The 20,388-nt window shown below is 70.7% G+C and carries 18 protein-coding genes and 1 tRNA gene; 14 read left to right on the forward strand and 5 right to left on the reverse strand.

Annotated features, from left to right (window positions below):
• The 3 genes from AB3X52_RS18545 to AB3X52_RS18555 all read left to right on the forward strand — a co-directional run.
• Positions 1-712, forward strand: a 712-nt coding sequence (locus tag AB3X52_RS18545) for an NAD(P)-dependent malic enzyme (protein WP_367995589.1), incomplete at its 5' end; no start/stop codon positions are given.
• Positions 713-840: 128 nt separating this feature from the next.
• Complete coding sequence (locus AB3X52_RS18550; protein ID WP_367995590.1) at positions 841-1,812, forward strand: zinc-binding dehydrogenase; 972 nt, start codon at positions 841-843, stop codon at positions 1,810-1,812.
• A 34-nt stretch (positions 1,813-1,846) separates the two neighbouring features.
• Positions 1,847-2,506 (forward strand): SDR family oxidoreductase, encoded by a 660-nt coding sequence (locus AB3X52_RS18555; RefSeq protein WP_367995591.1) that lies wholly within the window; start codon positions 1,847-1,849, stop codon positions 2,504-2,506.
• A 43-nt stretch (positions 2,507-2,549) separates the two neighbouring features.
• Here the strand turns inward: AB3X52_RS18555 and AB3X52_RS18560 are convergent, their stop codons facing one another.
• Positions 2,550-3,197, reverse strand: a complete 648-nt coding sequence (locus tag AB3X52_RS18560) for a TetR family transcriptional regulator (RefSeq protein WP_367995592.1) — start codon at positions 3,195-3,197, stop codon at positions 2,550-2,552.
• A gap of 142 nt (positions 3,198-3,339) precedes the next feature.
• Here AB3X52_RS18560 and AB3X52_RS18565 point away from each other — a divergent pair, with 142 nt between their 5' ends.
• The 3 genes from AB3X52_RS18565 to AB3X52_RS18575 are packed head-to-tail and all read left to right on the forward strand — an operon-like array spanning position 3,340 to position 5,848.
• Positions 3,340-4,431, forward strand: coding sequence for a flavin reductase family protein (locus tag AB3X52_RS18565; RefSeq protein ID WP_367995593.1), 1,092 nt, complete (start codon positions 3,340-3,342; stop codon positions 4,429-4,431).
• A 22-nt stretch (positions 4,432-4,453) separates the two neighbouring features.
• Positions 4,454-5,572 (forward strand): fatty acid desaturase family protein, encoded by a 1,119-nt coding sequence (locus AB3X52_RS18570; RefSeq protein WP_367995594.1) that lies wholly within the window; start codon positions 4,454-4,456, stop codon positions 5,570-5,572.
• 24 nt (positions 5,573-5,596) lie between these two features.
• Positions 5,597-5,848, forward strand: a complete 252-nt coding sequence (locus tag AB3X52_RS18575; protein WP_367995595.1) for a hypothetical protein — start codon at positions 5,597-5,599, stop codon at positions 5,846-5,848.
• A 59-nt stretch (positions 5,849-5,907) separates the two neighbouring features.
• On the opposite strand, the gene AB3X52_RS18580 is transcribed toward AB3X52_RS18575, so the two are convergent.
• Both AB3X52_RS18580 and AB3X52_RS18585 read right to left on the reverse strand, forming a co-directional pair.
• Positions 5,908-6,084: a DUF6104 family protein gene (locus AB3X52_RS18580; protein WP_367995596.1), complete on the reverse strand. Its 177-nt coding sequence runs from the start codon at positions 6,082-6,084 to the stop codon at positions 5,908-5,910.
• A 76-nt stretch (positions 6,085-6,160) separates the two neighbouring features.
• The gene (locus AB3X52_RS18585) at positions 6,161-9,901 is read right to left on the reverse strand and encodes a multifunctional oxoglutarate decarboxylase/oxoglutarate dehydrogenase thiamine pyrophosphate-binding subunit/dihydrolipoyllysine-residue succinyltransferase subunit (protein ID WP_367995597.1); all 3,741 of its coding nucleotides are present in this window, start codon (positions 9,899-9,901) and stop codon (positions 6,161-6,163) included.
• A 185-nt stretch (positions 9,902-10,086) separates the two neighbouring features.
• On the opposite strand from AB3X52_RS18585, the gene AB3X52_RS18590 reads away from it, so the two are divergent.
• Both AB3X52_RS18590 and AB3X52_RS18595 read left to right on the forward strand, forming a co-directional pair.
• The gene (locus tag AB3X52_RS18590) at positions 10,087-10,749 is read left to right on the forward strand and encodes a hypothetical protein (RefSeq protein WP_367995598.1); all 663 of its coding nucleotides are present in this window, start codon (positions 10,087-10,089) and stop codon (positions 10,747-10,749) included.
• Positions 10,746-11,702 carry an LCP family protein gene (locus AB3X52_RS18595; RefSeq protein ID WP_367995599.1) on the forward strand — a complete coding sequence of 319 codons (957 nt, stop codon included), beginning with the start codon at positions 10,746-10,748 and terminating at the stop codon, positions 11,700-11,702. The genes AB3X52_RS18590 and AB3X52_RS18595 overlap by 4 nt, the downstream gene beginning before the upstream one ends.
• Before the next feature lie 76 nt (positions 11,703-11,778).
• Here the strand turns inward: AB3X52_RS18595 and AB3X52_RS18600 are convergent, their stop codons facing one another.
• A complete protein-coding gene (locus AB3X52_RS18600; protein WP_367995600.1) occupies positions 11,779-12,525 on the reverse strand; it encodes a hypothetical protein in 747 nt (248 codons plus the stop codon).
• Positions 12,526-12,676: 151 nt separating this feature from the next.
• Positions 12,677-12,749: transfer RNA gene (locus AB3X52_RS18605), tRNA-Arg, on the reverse strand.
• A gap of 160 nt (positions 12,750-12,909) precedes the next feature.
• Between AB3X52_RS18605 and argS the strand changes: the two genes are divergently transcribed.
• From argS to thrB, 6 genes are all read left to right on the forward strand, one after another.
• A complete protein-coding gene (gene argS / locus AB3X52_RS18610) occupies positions 12,910-14,580 on the forward strand; it encodes an arginine--tRNA ligase (RefSeq protein WP_367995601.1) in 1,671 nt (556 codons plus the stop codon).
• Positions 14,580-15,983 carry a diaminopimelate decarboxylase gene (lysA, locus tag AB3X52_RS18615; protein ID WP_367995602.1) on the forward strand — a complete coding sequence of 468 codons (1,404 nt, stop codon included), beginning with the start codon at positions 14,580-14,582 and terminating at the stop codon, positions 15,981-15,983. Before argS ends, lysA begins: the two co-directional genes overlap by 1 nt.
• A 106-nt stretch (positions 15,984-16,089) precedes the next feature.
• On the forward strand, positions 16,090-16,260 hold the full coding sequence (locus tag AB3X52_RS18620) for a CsbD family protein (protein WP_367995603.1): 171 nt from the start codon (positions 16,090-16,092) through the stop codon (positions 16,258-16,260).
• Between the two features lie 382 nt (positions 16,261-16,642).
• On the forward strand, positions 16,643-17,971 hold the full coding sequence (locus AB3X52_RS18625) for a homoserine dehydrogenase (protein WP_367995604.1): 1,329 nt from the start codon (positions 16,643-16,645) through the stop codon (positions 17,969-17,971).
• 20 nt (positions 17,972-17,991) lie between these two features.
• Positions 17,992-19,122, forward strand: coding sequence for a threonine synthase (thrC, locus tag AB3X52_RS18630; protein WP_367995606.1), 1,131 nt, complete (start codon positions 17,992-17,994; stop codon positions 19,120-19,122).
• A gap of 7 nt (positions 19,123-19,129) precedes the next feature.
• The gene (gene thrB, locus AB3X52_RS18635) at positions 19,130-20,035 is read left to right on the forward strand and encodes a homoserine kinase (RefSeq protein ID WP_367995605.1); all 906 of its coding nucleotides are present in this window, start codon (positions 19,130-19,132) and stop codon (positions 20,033-20,035) included.
• Positions 20,036-20,388: the final 353 nt, after the last annotated feature.

Here is a 20,388-nt window from a genome sequence, read left to right on the forward strand (position 1 = left end):
CATCCCGGTCTTCCACGACGACCAGCACGGCACGGCGGTCGTCTCGCTCGCGGCGCTGATGAACGCGCTCCGTCTCACGGGGCGCACGCCGGAGTCGACCCGGGTCGTCATCTCCGGCGCCGGCGCCGCCGGCGTCGCGGTGGCGAAGATCCTGCTCGAGTACGGCGTCAAGGACATCGCGCTGCTCGACCGCGTGGGCGTGCTGTCGTCGGCGCGCGGCGACCTGACGCCCCACAAGTCGGCGATCGCGGCGGTGACCGCCGATCTCACCGGCCGGACCGGCACGCTCGCCGACGCCATGGACGGCGCCGACGTCTACATCGGTGTCTCGGGCGGCACCGTGCCCGAAGAGGTCGTCGCGACGATGGCCCCCGACGCGATCATCTTCGCGATGGCCAACCCCAACCCCGAGATCCATCCCGACGTGGCCCACCAGCACGCGCGGGTCGTGGCCACCGGCCGTTCCGACTTCCCCAACCAGATCAACAACGTCCTGGCGTTCCCCGGCATCTTCCGCGGTGCCTTCGACGTGCGGGCCTCGGCGATCACCGAGGGCATGAAGGTGGCCGCGGCGGAGGCGCTCGCCGGACTGGTCGGCGAGGAGCTGACCGAGGACTACGTCATCCCGGCGCCGTTCGACCCGCGGGTCGGTCCCGCGGTCGCCACCGCCGTCGCCGAGGCCGCACGGCGTGACGGGGTCGCCCGCGCCTGACGCGCGCTCGGCGAAGGATCCACAAGCCGGGCCGAGTCGGCGTACATCGACGCCGACTCGGCGGCGCGCACCGCAGGAGCACGGGCCACCCCCGACGGACTCTTCGCGACAGCCACTAGGTTGGGGGCATGTTCGCTGTCTACGCCGAGAGCTTCAGCCCGGAGGACCCGCTGAGCGGGCTCGTGGTCGGGGAGCGTCCCGACCCGGAGGTCCCCGACGGGTGGACCACCGTGACCGTCAAGGCCGCGTCGCTCAACCACCACGACCTGTGGTCGTTGCAGGGGGTGGGCCTCAAGCAGGAGGCGCTGCCGATGATCCTCGGCTGCGACGCCGCCGGCCTCGACGAGGACGGCAACGAGGTCGTGGTCCACGCGGTGGTGAGCGACCCGGGCTTCACCGGTGGCGATGAGACCGTCGACCCCAAGCGGTCGCTGCTCTCCGAGCGCTACCAGGGCACCTTCGCCGACAAGGTCGCCGTGCCGAGGCGCAACGTCGTCGCGAAGCCCGCCGGGCTGTCTTTCGAGGAGGCCGCCTGCCTCCCGACCGCATGGCTGACGGCGTACCGCATGCTGTTCACCCAGGGTGCGCTCAAGGCCGGTGACTCCGTCCTGGTGCAGGGTGCCGGCGGAGGGGTCGCGACCGCAGCCATCACGCTGGCTCGCGCGGCGGGCCTGAAGGTCTACGCGACCTCGCGCGACGAGGCGAAGCGGGAGCGGGCCCTCGAGCTCGGCGCCCACGAGACGTTCGCCTCGGGGGAGAGACTGCCGGCCAAGGTCGACGCGGTCATCGAGACGGTCGGGCGCGCCACCTGGGAGCACTCCGTCCGGTCGCTCAAGCCGGGCGGAGCCATCGTGATCAGCGGTACGACGTCGGGCCCGAAGCTCGACGACGCGATGCTGACCCACATCTTCTTCCTCCAGCTCCGGGTCATCGGCTCGACGATGGGGACGCGCGGCGAGCTGGCCTCGCTCGTGTCGCTGCTCGAGGCCTCGGGCAGGCGCCCGCTCATCGACCGCACTCTCCCGATGGAGAAGGCGCGCGACGGGTTCGCGGCCATGCACCAGGGCGACGTCTTCGGAAAGATCGTCTTCACGCGGTGACTCAGGTAGTCAGGCCGATCCCAGGGCGGCTGCGATGAAGGTCCTGCTGACCGGAGCCGGCTCCGGCATCGGCCACGAGCTGGCGCGGCGTCTCGCCGAGCGCGGCGACGAGCTCGTTCTCGTCGTCCGCTCGGCCGACCGCGCGGCCGACTTCGCGGACGCGACGGTGCTCGAGGCCGACCTCGCGGACCCCGGGTCGATCGAGGCGCTCACCCTGCCCGAGCGCCTCGACGCGGTCGTCCACGCCGCCGGTGTCGTCGAGCTCGGACCGGTTGCGGAGCTGCGCACCGACGCCTGGCAGAGCCAGCTGGCCGTCAACCTGCTCGCGCCGGCGATCCTCACCCGGCTCGCCTTGCCCGCGCTGCGCGCCGCGCAGGGCACCGTGGTGATCGTCAACAGCGGCGCGGGACTCAACGCCAACCCGGGCTGGGCGGCCTACGCCGCCTCGAAGTTCGGGCTCCGGGCGCTCGCGGACAGCCTGCGCGCGGAGGAGTCGGCCCACGGCGTACGCGTGACAAGTGTCTATCCGGGCCGCACCGCCACCCCGATGCAGGAGAAGGTCCACCAGCAGGAGAGCAAGGAGTACGACGCCGGCCGCTGGATCCAAGCGTCGACCGTCGTCGCCACGATCGTCCACGTGCTCGACCTGTCGCGGGATGCGACGGTCCCCGACGTGACGCTCCGCCCGAGTTGACCGCGGTGTGACCTCCAGCGTGCGCCAGAGCGCACCCTGGAGGTCACACCGCGGCGCCGGAGGGCCAGTGAGCAACGCCCACGACCACCATCCGCAGCTGGGTGCGGACCGTGGCGATGATCTGCCGCTCGGCCTCCGCCCGGCCGGCCGCGAGCATCGACTCGGCGGTCGTGACCATGGTGGAGACGAAGAGCGCGGCGAGCACCCGCAGGTCGTCGACCGACCAGGCGGCGGTGCCGGGCAGGCGGGCGAGGTCGGTGGCGAGCTCGCGCTCGCAGAGCTCGAGCTCGTGTCGGATCGCGTCGCGCACGGCGGTCGGCCCGGCCACGCGTTCGCGCGCGATGAAGGCGAAGTGGTCGCGCTGGCGGCGCACGTGGTCGACGAGCACGTCGACCGACCGGTCGACCAGCTGGTCGACGAGATCCTCGGCGGCGCTCCGGTCGACCTCCGACGCGCGGCGCACGTCCCGGAGAAGGGCGCGCAGCGAGGCGAACGACTCGTCGACGAGCGCGAGCCCGAGCGCCTCGATGGAGTCGAAGTGACGGTAGAACGCCGTCGGCACGATCCCGACCTCCTTGGCGACCTGGCGCAGGGAGAGGGCGACCAGGCTGGACTCGCGCGTCAGTCCGAGCGCCGCGTCCAGGATCGCGCGTCGGGTCCGCTCCTTGCGCTCGAGGCGTGTCTCGGTCACGCGCTCATGATACGGCCCGGTGAACAGGTGTGCTGCGCGGCTTCGGCGTAGCCCAGGTCACACGCAGCCTGTCTTGACCGCTACGGCCTGGGGTGGCGATATTTCCGGTGTACGGATGTTCACTCAATCCGAGGAGCTCCCCATGAGCCTCGATCTCGTCGGCCGCGCGCTGCGGTCCCGGACCCTCGCCGCGCTGGCGTCGCCGCACGGCGTCGACCGCTACCTCGAGCAGGTCCACCCGATGTGGGTGGCACACGACGTGCGTGCCCGCGTCGTCGACGTACGCCGGGAGGTGGACGCCGCGGGACAGCCGGTCGTCTCGACCCTGACCCTGCAACCGACCTCCACCTGGCGCGGCCATCGCGCCGGACAGCACGTCAGCGTCGGCGTCGAGCTGGCCGGGGCACGGCGTACCACCCGCGTCTTCAGCATCTCCAGCCCCGACTCCAGGCCGGGGGACCGGTTCACGATCACCGTGCGTGCGAACCCGGCCGTGGCAGACCGCCCCAGCGTCTCGTCGTTCCTCGCCGAGCGCGCACGGCCGGGGACGCTCGTCCACCTCTCGCAGGCCGAGGGCGAGTTCGTGCTGCCCGACCGTGTGCCGGAGCAGTTGATGCTGGTCTCCGGTGGCTCCGGCATCACCCCGGTGATGTCGATGCTCCGGTCTCTCCAGCGCCGCACGCACCGGGGTCGGGTGACCTTCCTCCACTACGCGCCGAGCCCGGACCGGCTGATCTACGCCACCGAGCTCGATGACATCCGCAGGTCCGGGCACGGCATCGACGTCCACGTCCTCCACCCGAGCCACGGCGATCCCTACCTCTCGCCGGCGTTCCTGGAGCGGCTCGTCCCCGGCCACCGCGACGTGCTGACCTACGCCTGCGGGCCGGCTCCGCTGATCGAGGCCATCCAGGCGGCGTACGACGGCAGCGACCGGCTCCGGGTGGAGTGGTTCAAGCCGCCGCGGACCGGTGGCGCGGCCGGCGGGTCGCTCGACTTCGCCCGGACGGGCCTGAGCGTCGCCAACGACGGTGGCACCCTGCTCGAGCAGGCCGAGGCGGCGGGGCTGCGCCCGGAGTCCGGCTGCCGGATGGGGATCTGCTTCTCCTGCACCACCCGCAAGCGCGAGGGGACGGTGCGCAACGTGCTCACCGGCGAGATCTCCGCGCGCCCTGATGAGGACATCCGCATCTGCGTGAGCACCGCCGAGGGCGACTGCTCGGTGGATCTGTGATCACGACGACGAAAGGACGACCATGACCAGTGTCGAGAAGACCGGGAACAAGAGACTGACCGCCGCACAGCTTGAGGCCTTCGGCGCCGAGATGGATGCGATCCGCCAGCGGATCATCGCCGACCTCGGCGAGGAGGATGCGGCCTACATCCGCGGGATCGTGAAGAAGCAGCGCACCTTCGAGCTGATCGGGAGAGCGTTGTTCTACGTGCCCGTCGTCGGCTGGCTTCCGGCGGTCGCCTCGCTCAGCATCTCCAAGATCCTCGACAACATGGAGATCGGCCACAACGTCATGCACGGCCAGTACGACTGGATGGGCGAGCCCGGCCTCAGTTCGCGGATGTATGAGTGGGACAACGTCTGCCCGAGCGAGCAGTGGAAGTACTCCCACAACTACATCCACCACACGTTCACCAACATCCTCGGCAAGGACCGGGACATCGGCTACGGCATCCTGCGGATGGACGAGGACCAGCCGTGGCATCCCTACTACCTCGGCAACCCGCTCTACGCCTTCTTGCTGATGGTGTTCTTCGAGTGGGGCGTCGCGTTCCACGACCTCGAGGTGGAGAACCTCGTCGCCGGTCGCCGTACGCTCGAGCAGAACAAGCCGCTGCACGCCGGCATCCGGCGGAAGGTCAGGCGTCAGGCCCTCAAGGACTACCTGCTCTTCCCCGCGCTCACCGGACCGCTCTTCCCGCTCACGCTGGTGGGCAACGCCGCGGCCAACCTGGTGCGCAACGTATGGGCCTTCAACATCATCTTCTGCGGCCACTTCCCGGCCGGCGTGGCCAGCTTCACGCAGGAGGAGTGCGAGAACGAGACCAGCGGTCACTGGTACTACCGCCAGCTCCTCGGGTCGGCCAACATCACCGGCGGGCGGCTCTTCCACATCATGAGCGGCAACCTGTCCCACCAGATCGAGCACCACCTGTTCCCCGACCTGCCCGCGCGCCGCTATCCCGAGATCGCCGAGGAGGTCCGCGAGATCTGCGAGCGCTACGGGCTCGCCTACAACACCGGTCGCCTCTCGAAGCAGCTCTTCGGCGTCGCGGCGAAGATCTGCCGCTACGCGCTGCCGACCCGGCGGACCGCGACCGCGCCGCACTCACCGGTCGCCGAGACGCCGATGGCGGCCTGAGCGAGAGCAGGGGAGACTGGGCACATGACCGCGTCGAACGAGCCGCCGCAGGCCGACCACCTCAGCCGCGCGGAGATCCGCAAGGACTCGCTGCAGGATGCCGCCGACGCCGTGGCGGGCACGGTCGGCGAGGTCGCGACCATCGTGGCGAAGGCCGTGCAGGACGTCGTGGGCGCCGTCGGCGGTCTGGCCACCGAGCTCTTCGCGATCCGTGACTCCGCGCGCAAGGCCGCGCAGGAGCATGAGGATGCCGACGAGGAGCCGACGGCGCCGTAGCACCGCCGACGACGCCAGCGGGCCGCCGACAGGTCGGCCTCGCGCCCACGCGGGTCGGATCAGTCCTCGGGGTCGTCGAGCCGGGCCAGCCAGGTCGCGAGCCGTTCGACGGCGGTCTCGAACTCCGGGTGGACGTCGACGAAGGTCTGGAGCTGCTCGGCGAGCCAGGCCAGCGTGACCTCCTCGTCGCCTCGTCGGGTGGTCAGCTCCTCGATGCCGCGGTCGGTGAAGTACATGGCGGCATTCTCTCAGTGCCGTGAATGACGACGGCCCCCGGTGAGACACCGGGGGCCGTCGTCACGGAGCCGAGGATCAGGCGAAGGCCCGCTCCAAGAGCTCCTTCTGCTCCGCGAGGTGGCGCTTCGCCGTCCCGACCGCCGGGGAGGTCGACGCCGGACGCGTGATCGGCTCGACCTCGCGGTCCAGCTCGGGGGCGATGTTGAGCGCGAAGGTCGGCCACGGGCCCATGTTGTGGGGCTCGTCCTGGATCCAGCGCACGGCCTTGAGGTTGGGGTACTTCGCGATCTCCGCCTGGATATCGGCGGTCGGCCAGGGGTAGAGCTGCTCGGTCCGCGCGATCGCGAACCGACCCTTGTCCTCCCGCTTGGTGCGCTCGACGACGAGGTCCCAGGTGATGCGGCCCGAGCAGAGCAGCAGCGTGTCGACCGCCGACGGGTCTGCCGACTCGTCGCCGATGAACGGGCGGAAGCTGCCGGAGGTGAAGTCGGCCGGCTGCGACGCGGCCTCCTTGCGGCGCAGCATCGACTTCGGCGTGAAGACGATGAGCGGCTTGTGTGCTCCCTCGAGCGCCTGCTGGCGCAGCAGGTGGAAGTACGACGCCGGCGTGCTCGGCTGGGCCACGGTGAAGGCGTCGTCGGCCGCCATCGTCAGCCAGCGCTCGATGCGCGCCGAGGAGTGGTCCGGTCCCTGGCCCTCGTAGCCGTGGGGGAGCAGGAGGACGACGCCCGAGTCCTGGCCCCACTTGGTCTTGCCGGAGGTGATGTATTCGTCGATCACCGACTGCGCGCCGTTGACGAAGTCACCGAACTGCGCCTCCCAGAGCACGAGCGCCTCGGGACGCGCCACGGAGTAGCCGTACTCGAAGCCGAGCGCGGCGTACTCCGAGAGCAGCGAGTCGTAGACGTAGAACTTCGCCTGGTCGTCGGTCAGGTGGGAGAGCGGCGTCCACTCGTCGGCGTTCTTGCGGTCGATCATCGTCGCGAAGCGCGAGACGAACGTGCCCCGTCGTGAGTCCTGGCCCGCCAGGCGGACCGGGCGGCCCTCCATGAGCAGCGAGCCGAAGGCGAGGATCTCTCCGGTGCCCCAGTCGATGCCGCCCTCGGAGATCTGGGTGGCGCGGCGTTGGAGCTGGGTGAGCACCTTCGGGTGGACGGTGAAGCCCTCCGGCGGGGTGACGTAGGCATCCGCGATCCGCTTGAGCGTCTCGCTCGGGACCGCCGTGTCGGTGTCCGCGGCCGGCTTGGCGGGGTACGCCGGGACCGTCTCCCAGGCCTCCGGCTGCTTGTCGGCGTCGCGCACCTCGGTGAAGACGCGCTCCAGCCGGGCCTGGTAGTCGGCGAGGACCTGCTCAGCCTCCTCGACGGTGATGTCCCCGCGGCCGATGAGCGACTCGGTGTAGAGCTTGCGGACGGACCGCTTCTGCTCGATGAGGTCGTACATCAGCGGCTGGGTGAAGCTCGGGTCGTCGCCCTCGTTGTGACCGCGGCGGCGGTAGCAGATGAGGTCGATGACGACGTCCTTGTTGAACGCCTGGCGGTATTCGAACGCCAGCCGCGCCACCCGGACGCACGCCTCCGGGTCGTCGCCGTTCACGTGGAAGATCGGCGCCTGCACCATCCGGGCCACGTCGGTGGCGTAGAGCGAGGACCGCGACGAGCCGGGCGAGGTGGTGAAGCCGACCTGGTTGTTGATCACGACGTGGACCGTGCCGCCGGTGCGGTAGCCGCGCAGCTGCGACAGGTTGAGCGTCTCGGCGACCACGCCCTGTCCGGCGAAGGCCGCGTCACCGTGGACGAGCATGGGCAGCACCGGGAACTCGGCGCCCTTGTTGAGCACGTCCTGCTTGGCCCGCGCGATGCCCTCGAGCACCGGGTCGACCGTCTCGAGGTGGGACGGGTTCGCGGCGACGGAGACCTTGATCTGGGCGCCCTTGCCGGAGGTGAACGCACCCTCGGCGCCGAGGTGGTACTTCACGTCGCCGGAGCCCTGGACCGTGCGCGGGTCGATGTTGCCCTCGAACTCGCGGAAGATCTGGTTGTAGCTCTTGCCGACGATGTTCGCGAGCACGTTGAGGCGGCCGCGGTGGGCCATGCCGATCGTGACCTCGTCGAGCCCGGCCTCGGCGGCCGCCTCGCAGAGCTCATCGATGACCGGGATCGCGGTCTCGCCGCCCTCGAGGGAGAAGCGCTTCTGGCCGACGAACTTGGTCTGCAGGAACGTCTCGAAGGCCTCGGCCTGGTTGAGCTTCTCCAGGATGCGCAGCTGCTCGTCGCGCGGGGTCTTGTCGTACGGGCGCTCCACGCGCTGCTGGATCCAGGCACGCTGCTCCGGGTCCTGGATGTGCATGTACTCGATGCCGGTGGTGCGGACGTAGGCGTCGCGCAGGACACCGAGGATGTCGCGCAGCTTCATGAACGGCCTGTCCTGGCCGCCGAACGAGCCGGTCGGGAACTCTCGGTCGAGGTCCCAGAGCGTGAGCCCGTGGCTCTCGACCTGCAGGTCGGGGTGGCTGCGCTGCTTGTACTCCAGCGGGTCGGTGTCGGCCATCATGTGGCCGCGCACGCGGAACGCGTGGATCAGCTCGAGGACGCGGGCCTGCTTGCTGATCTCGTCGTCGTGGTTGGTCGAGATGTCCTGGGCCCAGCGGATCGGCTCGTAGGGGATCCGGAGGCTGGCGAAGACCTCGTCGTAGAAGCCGTCGGCGCCGAGCAGGAGCTGGTGGACGATGCGGAGGAACTCGCCGGACTGCGCGCCCTGGATGACGCGGTGGTCGTACGTCGAGGTCATCGTCATGATCTTGCTGACCCCGTTGCGGACCAGGGTGGCCTCGGAGGCGCCTTGGAACTCGGGCGGGTACTCCATGGAGCCGACGCCGATGATGGCGGCCTGGCCGGCCATCAGTCGGGGCACCGAGTGGCTGGTGCCGAGGCCGCCGACGTTGGTCAGGCTGACCGTGGTGCCGGTGTAGTCGGCCATGCCGAGCTTGTTGTCCCGCGCCTTGCGGATGATGTCCTCGTAGGCCGTCCAGAAGCCGGCGAAGTCCATCGTCTCGCAGCCCTTGATCGACGGAGCCACGAGCTGACGCGAGCCGTCGGGCTTCTGCTGGTCGATCGCCAGGCCGAGGTTGATGTGCGGCGGCGTCACCATCGTGGGCTTGCCGTCGATCTCCTCGTAGGTGTTGTTCATGGCCGGCATCGCCTTGATCGCCTTGACGATGGCGTAGCCGATCAGGTGGGTGAAGGAGACCTTGCCACCACGCGCGCGCTTGAGGTGGTTGTTGATGACGGTGCGGTTGTCCCACAGCAGCTTCACCGGGATGTTGCGCACCGAGGTCGCGGTCGGCACCGACAGCGAGACGTTCATGTTCTTCGCGGTCGCCGCCGGGATGCCGCGCAGCGTCGTGTAGGTCGGCTCGTCGCTGATCTCCGCCGGCTTCGCCGGAGCGCTCTCCTTCGGTACCGGCGAGGTGGTGCCCTTCGCGGGCTCGGCGGCCTTGGCCTGCGGGCGGGGCTTCGCCACCGGGGCCGGCGCCGACGGCTCTGTCTGGGGGGCCGGCGCCGGGGTGGCGGGCTTGGCCGCAGGGGCGGCCGGAGCAGCGGGGGCGGCCGGCGCTGCAGGCGCGGCCGGAGCGGACGTGGTGGAGCCGTTGGGGGCCGCCGGGTTCCCGTTGGTCTGGAAGAACTTCACCCAGACGGGGTCAACACTGCTCGGGTCCTTCTTGTACTGGTCGTACATCTCTTCGACCAGCCACTCGTTGGCGCCGAACTCCGCAGGGATGTCGGCAGTGTTGGGGGATGGGGTGCCTGAGGACACGACGTGCTTCGCCTCTTCCGGATTTGCGCGCTGTTCGTTGAATCGGTTACCGGCCATCAAGGCTAGACCCACCCGTACCCAAATGCAGGGTCCAGGGTCGAGATTCGGGCAAGGTGTAAGACGTTCCACATGACCGCCCCCTCATCGCGGGCACGAACGTCTCCCGAAACGATGGATCAGCGCCCATGTCCATGACCCCCAGGTGCCGTCGTCGTGCGCCTCGCGGTGCCGCGGTGGCGGTGGTCGCCGCCCTCGCCCTCAGCGGCTGCGGCGCCTCCCACGACAAGACCACGCCGCGTCCGCCCACCGAGCCGCGGCCGGTCACCACTCGGACCACGATCGCCCACGTGACGGGCCCGCTGAAGCCGAAGGCGCGCACCGCCATCGTCACGCAGGTCGGCAAGGTCGTGGACGGGTGGTTCGATGCGGCGTACGTCGGCGGCGACTATCCCCGCCAGCCGTCGGCCTTCACCACGGCGTTCCCCGGATTCACCGCGGGCGCAGCAGCCGAGGCGCGCACCCAGCTGCGCCTGATGAGCAACGCCGACCTCGGGCCGCGCATCGACGGCGTACGTCCGCTGGCGAAGGCCGTCAAGCTCGACGTCCTGGCGGCGAAGGGATGGCCGGTGGGAGTGACGGCGCGGGTGTGGCTCAACTATCGCACCAGCGGGATGGTCACCCGGCAGTTGGTCCGCGGCCAGCTCGACCTCGTGAAGGTCGAGGGGGCATGGAAGGTCTTCGCATTCACCATCTCAAAGACCCGTCGACCACTGGCCGCGGCAACGGCGGGACCAGGGTCGCCGTCCACGGCCCCCAGCCGACGCCCGAGCGGGGGAGCCTCCTCATGAACCACCCGTTCACCGTGCTGCGCAGCGTCCTCCGGACGGGGCGTCGGCGGCTGGCCGGTACGCTGGCCCTGGGGATCGTCCTGGCGCTCGCGGCGCTCGTCGTCCCCGACTCCACCGTCGCGCCGACGAACGCCGAGCTCGTCGCGCTGCCGGAGGCGTCCGGCGTCGACCTCGGCACCCTGGCGAAGAAGGACGTCGTCTGGATCCTCGCCGTGGGCTCCGACGCGCGGCCCGGCGAGGACATGCTGCACACCCGCGGTGACGCGCTGCAGCTGATCGGGATCAACACCCGCACCCATGCCGCCAGTTCCATCGGGATCCCGCGGGACTCGTGGGTCGACATCCCAGGACATGGCGAGAACAAGATCAACGCCGCGCTCTACTACGGCGGACCGCGCGGCCTCGGGGACGCGGTCGGCGACCTGGTCGGCATTCGGCCGACGTACGTCTTCGTCACGAAGTTCCCCTACCTGGAGAACATGGTCAACGCGATCGGCGGGATCGAGGTCGACAACCCGGTCGCCTTCAGCGACGAGTTCCTCAAGCCGAAGGGGTTCAAGAAGGGGCGCATCCATCTCGACGGGTACGACGCGATGGCGTTCTCCCGGATCCGTCACGCCCTGCTCCGGGGTGACTTCGACCGCTCGGCCAACCAGCAGCGGGTGCTGGCCGGGATCCAGGCCAAGATCCGTGCCCACCAGAGCGACGTCGGCTTCCTCGCCAAGGGCGTCGCGTCGGTGATGAAGAACCTCTCGACGAACCTGTCACCGGCGCAGCTCTTCCGGCTCGCCCAGGCGGTGGCACGGGTGGATCCCGCCAAGATCCGGACCTGCGTGGTCCAGGGGTCCATCGGTGACGTCAACGGCGCCAGCGTGGTGATGCCGTTCGTCTCCGCCGCGCGCGCCATGGGCGAGGACGCCCGCGACGACGCGACGTTGTCGCGCTGCCGCTGATCCGGTCTGAGCCGACGACCGGCCGGGCGGGGCAGCCGGTCGGGCGGCCGGCGGGCGACGCGAGCCGGGGCGGCGGTCAGGAGTGTCGGTAGCGCACGACGTCGTCGCCCTTGAGGCACTGAGCGTCGCTGCCGAGGATGGCGGAGGGCACGGCCCACTTCTCGAAGTCGGTGCACGGCGGCACGTCCTGCATCGCCAGGACCTCCTTCCACGTGCCGTCCACGTCCTTCCAGACGGCGCGGTAGCCACCGGCCATGCTCGCCGCCTTCGGGCAGCTCTGCAGCGACGGGTCGACGTCGCGCATGACGTAGGCGAACCCGTCGCTCCGGGTCGCGCTGACGGTGACCATCCCGCCCTTCTTGCAGCCGGGCGTGCCGCCCAGCCGCTTCCAGTCGGACTCGAGCGCCTGGCGGAGGTAGGAGATGAAGCCCGTGGGCGCCGACGGCACCGCGTCGTCGGCGACAGGGAGCCGGACGGTGAGGTTCTTGTAGGTGTGGACCGTGCCGCCGGTGACCGGGACGCTGGTGGGGCTCGGCGCGGCGGGCGTGCTGGTGGCTGCGCCGGTCGGCGTCGGCATGCCGGTCGCCGGTGACGACGTCGTGCTGGGCTTCCGGGTCGGAGACTTGCTGGCGACACCGCTGGGCACGTCGCTGGGCACGTCGCTGAGCCCGTCGCTGGGGCTCGGCGACGTCGGAGCGCTGGTGCTGACGGAGTACGACGGCGTCGGCTCCGGCGACTCGGCCGACGGAGTCTGGTCGCCGCATCCGGCGAGCAGCGCGGTGGCGGCGAGGGTGAGCGTGGTCAGCGCGGGCGCGGTGCGCATCGGATGCGTCTCCTTGACGGTGCGGGGAAGGGCCGCCGACGTGAGCGGTCCGGTCACCACTGTGACGCATGGGACCGGTGTTTCGTCGGCATCCGCGCCGCCGGCGCCAAATGACAAGAACCGCAGGGCCGACCTGCGGTTCTTCAAGGGGCGCCCTCGGCAGGATTCGAACCTGCGGCACCTGGTACCGGAAACCAGTGCTCTATCCCCTGAGCTACGAGGGCTCGCGCCGACGAGCAGCGCGGAGACGACCCTACCGTCCCGCCGCCGTAGACGTGAAACCGGTGTCCGCGTGTCCGACTCCGCGGGCCCTGCCGTGCCTCGACTGCAGCTCGACCATGGCTCGACTGCGGTCCGCGGCGGCTCGGCCGATACCCTGGGACGGTGACTCCTGAGCAGCTCTCCACCGCGATCGTCGACGTCCTGACGACGCTGGTCGACCAGGGTGCCCTCACCCTGCCCGACGGCGTCCCGGCCAGCGTGACGGTGGAGCGACCGCGACAGAAGGGCCACGGCGACTACGCGACCAACGTCGCGCTCCAGCTCGCAAAGAAGGCGGGCACCAACCCCCGTGCGCTCGGTGAGCTGATCAAGGCCGGCCTCGAGGGGTACGCCGGCGTGGCCGGTGTGGAACTGGCCGGCCCGGGCTTCCTCAACATCGCGGTCGACGCGGGCGCCCAGGGCAGGCTCGCCGCCGACATCGTCGCGGCCGGTGACGCCTACGGTCACACCGACACCCTGGCCGGGCAGCGGATCAACGTCGAGTTCATCTCCGCCAACCCCACCGGCCCGCTCCACCTCGGGCACACCCGGTGGGCGGTCCTCGGCGACGCGATCGGCCGGGTGCTCAGCGCCGCCGGCGCCGACGTCACGCGGGAGTTCTACATCAACGACCGCGGGGTGCAGATGAACCACTTCGCGGCCTCGATCATCGCCGCGGCCACCGGCCGTCCCACACCGGAGAACGGCTACGCGGGTGCCTACATCGACGACCTCGCGAAGGCGGTCGGCGCGGCCGTTCCCGGCATCTTCGACCTGCCCGAGCCAGAGCGGCTCGCCGCCGTACGCGCGAAGGGCTATGAGCTGCAGCTCAAGGAGCAGCAGCAGCAGCTCGACAGCTTCAACACCCACTTCGACGTGTGGTTCTCCGAGCTCTCCCTGCACGAGTCCGGCTCGGTCCCTGAGACGCTCAAGCGGCTCGAGGAGCTCGGCCACGTCTACGAGCTGGACGGCGCGCTGTGGATGCGGACCACCGACTTCGGCGACGACAAGGACCGTGTCCTCATCAAGTCGGACGGGGAGCTGACCTACTTCGCAAGCGACACGGCCTACTACCTCAACAAGCGTGCACGCGGCTTCGACCACTGCATCTACCTGCTGGGCGCCGACCACCACGGCTACGTCGGCCGGCTGAAGGCGATGGCGGCATGTGTCGGCGACGACCCGGAGCAGACGCTCGACGTGCTCATCGGGCAGCTCGTCAAGATCATGCGCGACGGAGCAGAGCTGAGGTTGTCCAAGCGCGCCGGCACGATTGTCACCCTCACCGAGCTGGCGGAGGAGATCGGCGTCGACGCGCTGCGCTACTCGCTCGCGCGCTACCCGGCCGACAGCCCCCTCACCCTCGACGTCGCCGAGATCACCAAGGCGTCCAACGAGAACCCGGTCTACTACGTGCAGTACGCCCACGCGCGCACCAGCGCCATGATGCGCAACGCCGCGGATCTCGGGATGTCTCTCCCGGGCGACGCCTTCGACCCCGCGCTGCTCTCCCACGAGCGCGACGGTCAGCTCCTGCGTGCGCTGGCGGAGTTCCCCCGGGTGGTGGCCGCCGCCGCCGAGCTGCGTGAGCCGCACCGGGTCGCCCGCTACCTCGAGGACACCGCGTCGGTGTTCAACAAGTGGTACGACACCAAGGAGTGCCGCATGCTGCCGCAGGGCGACGAGCCGGTCGGCCCCCTCAACCTGGCCCGCCTCGTCCTGGTCGTCGCCACCCGGACCGTGCTCGCCAACGGGCTCGGCCTGCTCGGTGTGACCGCGCCGGAGCGTATGTGATGGCCGGGACCACCCACGAGGCCGGCTGGGCGCACGCGCCCGGCGCCTTCAGCGGCCCGTCCTGGCTGCGTGCGCCCGAGGACGTCAACGCCCTCGTCCCGCAGCTCTGGTCGGCGACGGCCCACAAGACAGACGGCGTCCTCCACGTCGGGGGCCTGCCGATCCCGGATCTCATCGCAGGCGTGAACACCCCGGCGTACGTCCTCGACGAGGACGACTTCCGCGGGCGGGCGCGCGCCTTCCGCGACGGCTTCGACGGCTACGACGTCTACTACGCCGGCAAGGCCTTCTTGTGCACGGCCGTCGCCCGCTGGATCGCGGAGGAGGGGCTCTGCCTCGACGTCTGCTCCAACGGCGAGCTCTCGGTGGCGCTGCGGGCCGACTTCCCGATCGAGCGGATCGGCTACCACGGCAACAACAAGACCCAGATCGAGCTGCGCCGCGCGATCGTCGCGGGCGTCGGACGGATCATCGTCGACTCCTTCGACGAGGTGGAGCGGGTCGCCGCGATCACGGCGGAGACGGGCCTGACCGCCCGCGTGATGGTCCGGGTGACCGCCGGGGTCGAGGCGCACACGCACGAATACATCGCGACCGCCCACGAGGACCAGAAGTTCGGCTTCTCGATCTCGTCCGGGGACGCCTTCGACGCCGTACGCCGCCTGCGGGACGCGCCGGGCGTCGAGCTGCGCGGGTTGCACAGCCACATCGGCAGCCAGATCTTCGACAGCGCCGGCTTCGAGGTCGCCGCCCGCAGGGTGCTCGCGCTCCACGGGAGGGTCCGTGACGAGTTGGGCCTGGAGATGCCGGAGATGGACCTCGGCGGTGGCTTCGGGATCGCCTACACCACCCAGGACGACCCGTCGACGCCGAAGCAGCTCGCCGACGAGCTCACCGGCATCGTCGAGCACGAGTGCCGCGCGCTCGGTCTCGCCGTCCCGCACCTCTCGGTCGAGCCGGGCCGCGCCATCGTGGGCCCGTCGATGTGCACCGTCTACACCGTCGGCACAGTCAAGGAGGTTGCCCTCGACGGCGGCGCGCGCCGCACCTACGTCTCCGTCGACGGCGGCATGAGCGACAACATCCGCACCGCGCTGTACGACGCCGACTACTCCGCGACCCTCGCCGGCCGCGCCTCGGACGCGGCGCCGGTGCTCGGCCGGGTCGTCGGCAAGCACTGCGAGGCCGGCGACATCGTGGTCAAGGACGAGTTCCTCCCGGGCGATATCCGCCCGGGCGACCTCGTCGCCGTCCCCGCCACCGGTGCCTACTGCCGCTCCATGGCCTCGAACTACAACCACGCCCTCCGGCCGCCCGTCGTGGCGGTCAGGGACGGCCGCTCGCGCGTGCTCGTCCGTCGCGAGACCGAGGACGACCTGCTCGCGACCGACATGGGCGCCTGAGCCTGAAATCCACCGACTCCCGCCTGCTGCGCGACGGCGCCAATCGGTGCATTCAGGCTGAGCCGTCGGGTACCTCGTCGGGGTCACGATGGAACGGAGGGTTCCGATGAGCAACGACGACAAGCTCGAGAACAAGACCGAGGAGCTCAAGGGCGCCGCGAAGGAGCGCCTCGGCGGCGCCACCGGCGATGAGAAGAAGCAAGCCAAGGGCAAGGCCGAGCGCAGCAAGGCCGACCTGAAGCAGGCCGGCGAGAAGGTGAAGGACGCCTTCGACTGACGGACGCCCTCGCCGCATCGGGGCCCCCGCGACGATGGTTGCGGGGGCCTCGTCATCCCGGGGTGGCCGCCGGCCGATGCGGTAGACCGATCCCTCCTTCCGCGAGGAACGCCAGGAGCGAGGCGAGATCCGTGCCGGCGCGTACGGCGTCCTGCTCGTCAGCGTCGCCGGGTCGACGAGCTCGACGGAGGTGAAGAGCATGGCTCCATCTTCGCCCGGCCGGGCCCGAGGCTCGCCTGCCGTTTCTGCGACTGGGCCGGCAGTTCCGTCATCTCGGCCGCCACTTCTACAGACTCGCCGGGCTTTCGCCAGACTCGGCGGTGACTGTCCGCGTGGAGAGCACGAGTCGGACGCCGAGGCTGAGGCTGGATACCCTGGTGCGGTGAGCAGTGGAAACCCCGGTGACAAGCCGATCGACCGTGTGGGCGTGGCCGTCCTCGGGTGTGGTGTCGTCGGCTCGCAGGTGGTGCGGCTCCTGCACGAGCAGGCGTCGGACCTTGCCGCGCGGGTCGGTGCCCCCCTGGAGCTCAAGGGGGTCGCCGTACGCCGCCTCGACGCGCCGCGTGACGTGGACGTGCCCACGGACCTGCTCACCACCGACGCGATGGGTCTGGTCGCCCGCGACGACGTCGACCTCGTCATCGAGGTCATCGGCGGCATCGAGCCGGCCCGGCCGCTGATCCTCGCCGCGCTGGAGAACGGCGCCTCCGTCGTCACGGCCAACAAGGCGCTGCTGGCCGAGGACGGTCCCACGCTCTACGAGGCAGCGGAGAAGGCCGGGCGCGACCTCTACTTCGAGGCCGCGGTCGCGGGGGCGATCCCGATCCTCCGTCCGCTTCGCGAGTCGCTGTCGGGCGACCGGGTGACCCGCGTGATGGGCATCGTCAACGGCACCACCAACTACATCCTCGACAAGATGGACACCTATGGCTCCGGTTTCGAGGAGGCGCTCGCCGAGGCCCAGGAGCTGGGCTATGCCGAGGCCGACCCGACCGCCGACGTCGAGGGCTTCGATGCCGCGGCCAAGGCGGCGATCCTCGCCAGCCTGGCGTTCCATACCCGCGTGACCGCGTCCGACGTCCACCGCGAGGGCATCACCGAGGTGACCGCCGGCGACGTCGCCTCGGCCACGGAGATGGGCAGCGTCGTGAAGCTGCTCGCCATCGCGGAGCTCAACGAGGCGTCGTCCGGTGAGAGCGCGGTCTCCGCCCGCGTCCACCCGGCCATGATCCCGCGCTCCCACCCGCTCGCCAGCGTCCGCGAGGCCTACAACGCGGTCTTCGTCGAGTCGGAGGCCGCCGGCCAGCTGATGTTCTACGGCCCGGGCGCCGGCGGCAGCCCGACCGCGAGCGCGGTCCTCGGCGACGTCGTCACCGCGGCGCGCCACCGGCTGCAGGGCACGACCGGGGCGGGGGAGTCGTCGTACGCCGACCGGGCCGTCCTGCCGATGGGGGAGACCCTGACCCGCTACCACGTCGCCATCGACGTCGACGACCGGGCGGGCGTCCTGGCGGCCGTCGCGACGGCGTTCGCCGAGCACGACGTGTCGATCCAGACCGTCCGCCAGGAAGGGCGGGGCGAGGACGCTCAGCTCGTCGTGGTCTCCCACGAGGCCACCGACGCGCAGCTCTCGGCCACCGTCGAGCACCTACGCACCATGGAGATCGTCCGCGATGTCACCTCGGTGATGCGCGTCGAGGGGACCGAGTGAGCACCACGATGAACAGCCCGATGAGCAGCCCGGCCAACGGTGCCGTAGCGAGCGCCGAGTCCGCCACCGCCGCGGCGCCGACGACGCAGCAGTGGCGTGGCGTCATCGAGGAGTACCGTCCGCTGCTCGACATCCCCGCGGACACCCCGGCTATCACGCTGGGGGAGGGCGGCACGCCACTCGTCCGCTCGGAGTGGCTCTCGGCCGTCGGCAAGGCCGACGTGTGGCTCAAGATCGAGGGCCAGAACCCGACCGGCTCGTTCAAGGACCGTGGCATGACCACCGCCATCTCGGTCGCGGTGCACGAGGGTGCGAAGGCGTGCGTCTGCGCGTCGACGGGCAACACCTCCGCCTCCATGGCCGCGTACGCCGCCAAGGCGGGTCTCACCCCGATCGTGCTCGTGCCCAGCGGCAAGATCGCCGCCGGCAAGCTCGCCCAGGCGCTCGTCCACGGCGCCCAGGTGATCCAGGTGCGCGGCAACTTCGACGACTGCCTGCGGATGTCGCGCGGCCTTGCGGACCACTATCCGGTGGCGCTCGTCAACAGCGTCAACCCGGTCCGTCTCCAGGGGCAGAAGACGGCGTCGTTCGAGATCGTCGACCGGCTCGGTGACGCCCCCGACATCCACCTGCTCCCGGTCGGCAACGCCGGCAACATCTCGGCGTACTGGCTCGGCTACAAGCAGTACGCCGACCTCGGCCGCGCCACGCGCAAGCCGGTGATGCGCGCCTTCCAGGCCGAAGGTGCGGCGCCCCTCGTGACGGGCGAGGTCTTCCCGGAGCCAGAGACGCGGGCGACCGCGATCCGGATCGGCAACCCGGCGTCCTGGAAGCTCGCGACCGCCGCCGCCGGGGAGTCGGGTGGCGGGTTCGCCGCCCTCAGCGACGACCAGATCCTCCACGCGCAGGCCGAGCTCGCCCGACGCGACGGTGTCTTCGTCGAGCCGGCCTCGGCGGCCGGGGTGGCAGGCTTCCTCCAGGACCTCGAGCTCGGCACGGGCCCGACCTATGCCGGCAAGCAGGTGGTCGTGACCGTCACCGGCCACGGCCTCAAGGACACGGTCACCGCCCTGGAGTGGTTCGGCGAGGTGCCCGAGGTCGTCGTCGACGCCGACATCGACGCCGCGGCGGCCGCGGCCGGACTGGTCTGAGGCGGTCGTGACCTTCGTCGAGGGGCCCGTCACCGCGACGGTGCCCGCCACGTCGGCCAACCTCGGACCCGGCTTCGATTCGCTGGGACTTGCGCTCGGCCTGCGTGACGAGCTGGTCGCCGAGGTCGTCGACGACGGTCTCGAGGTCGCCGTCGAGGGCGCCGGGGCGGGGGAGGTCCCGCTCGACGAGTCGCACCTCGTCGTACGCGCCATGCGGGCGGCCTTCGACGCCATCGGCGCGCAGCCGCCCGGCCTCCGCCTTGCCTGCCACAACGTCATCCCCCACGCCCGCGGCCTCGGCTCCTCCTCGGCGGCGATCGTCGGCGGGCTCGTCCTCGCCCGAGGTCTTGTGGCCGGTGGCGAGCTGATCCTCGACGACGACGCGGTCTTCCGCCTTGCTGCGGAGCTCGAGGGGCATCCGGACAACGTCGCGCCGGCGTTCTACGGCGGCTTCACCATCTCGGGGCGTGAGGACGGCGAGTTCTTCTCCGTCAACGCCTCGGTCGATCCCCGCATCAGCGCCGTCGTCTTCGTCCCGCCGACAGGCGTGAAGACCGAGGTCGCCCGCGGTCTGCTGCCCGAGCGCGTGCCGCATGCCGACGCCGCCGCCGACGCAGGACGGACCGCGCTCCTGGTCGCCGCGCTCGGCGGCCGCCCCGAGCACCTCTTGCGCGCGACCCGCGACTACCTCCACCAGGAGTACCGCCGCCCGGCCATGCCCGAGTCCCTCGCCCTCGTCGACGAGCTGCGCGCCGACGGCTTCGCGGCGCTCGTCTCCGGCGCCGGACCGACCGTGCTCACCTTCAGCGACGGCGTCGACTCGGCCTACACCGCCAAGCTCGCCGACCGCTGTCCCGCGGGGTGGGGCTGCCAGGCGCTGGCGATCGACCTCGAGGGCGCACGGGTCGTCTGAGGGCGGTGGCCGCGCCCCACCGGCGGAGCCCACACTGCGGGCGCGCCTTCACGAGGAGCCGCCGTGGCGCCGTGGGCCGCGACGAGCGAGTCCAGAGAGGCGAGTACGACGGCCTGACGGCCGCATGCTGACGGATCTTCACGCAGCATGAGTGGCTCGCGAACTCGCGGAAGCAACTGGCCAAAGCAGGGGAAAGGGCCTGGACTGCTGGTTCGAACGCGTGTACGGTTGTGGTACGGCCATCAGGTGATGAGGCGGTCCGGCCCCTTGGGGGTGGGGTAGCCGTCGAAGCCCGGCCGAGACGGAACGGTTTCGTGATAGTCCGGGGATACCGGGCCTCCCTACGTCGCATC

Source organism: Nocardioides eburneus (assembly GCF_040838215.1).
Classification (GTDB): domain Bacteria; phylum Actinomycetota; class Actinomycetes; order Propionibacteriales; family Nocardioidaceae; genus Nocardioides; species Nocardioides eburneus.

Excerpts from the sequence above, each read along its gene's own strand:
- AB3X52_RS18550 (WP_367995590.1), top strand. The coding sequence starts at position 841 with ATGTTCGCTGTCTACGCCGAGAGCTTCAGCCCGGAGGACCCGCTGAGC.
- AB3X52_RS18555 (WP_367995591.1), top strand. The coding sequence starts at position 1,847 with ATGAAGGTCCTGCTGACCGGAGCCGGCTCCGGCATCGGCCACGAGCTG.
- AB3X52_RS18565 (WP_367995593.1), top strand. The coding sequence starts at position 3,340 with ATGAGCCTCGATCTCGTCGGCCGCGCGCTGCGGTCCCGGACCCTCGCC.
- AB3X52_RS18570 (WP_367995594.1), top strand. The coding sequence starts at position 4,454 with ATGACCAGTGTCGAGAAGACCGGGAACAAGAGACTGACCGCCGCACAG.
- AB3X52_RS18575 (WP_367995595.1), top strand. The coding sequence starts at position 5,597 with ATGACCGCGTCGAACGAGCCGCCGCAGGCCGACCACCTCAGCCGCGCG.
- AB3X52_RS18580 (WP_367995596.1), bottom strand. The coding sequence starts at position 6,084 with ATGTACTTCACCGACCGCGGCATCGAGGAGCTGACCACCCGACGAGGC.
- AB3X52_RS18590 (WP_367995598.1), top strand. The coding sequence starts at position 10,087 with ATGTCCATGACCCCCAGGTGCCGTCGTCGTGCGCCTCGCGGTGCCGCG.
- AB3X52_RS18595 (WP_367995599.1), top strand. The coding sequence starts at position 10,746 with ATGAACCACCCGTTCACCGTGCTGCGCAGCGTCCTCCGGACGGGGCGT.
- AB3X52_RS18600 (WP_367995600.1), bottom strand. The coding sequence starts at position 12,525 with ATGCGCACCGCGCCCGCGCTGACCACGCTCACCCTCGCCGCCACCGCG.
- lysA (WP_367995602.1), top strand. The coding sequence starts at position 14,580 with ATGGCCGGGACCACCCACGAGGCCGGCTGGGCGCACGCGCCCGGCGCC.
- AB3X52_RS18620 (WP_367995603.1), top strand. The coding sequence starts at position 16,090 with ATGAGCAACGACGACAAGCTCGAGAACAAGACCGAGGAGCTCAAGGGC.
- thrC (WP_367995606.1), top strand. The coding sequence starts at position 17,992 with ATGAGCAGCCCGGCCAACGGTGCCGTAGCGAGCGCCGAGTCCGCCACC.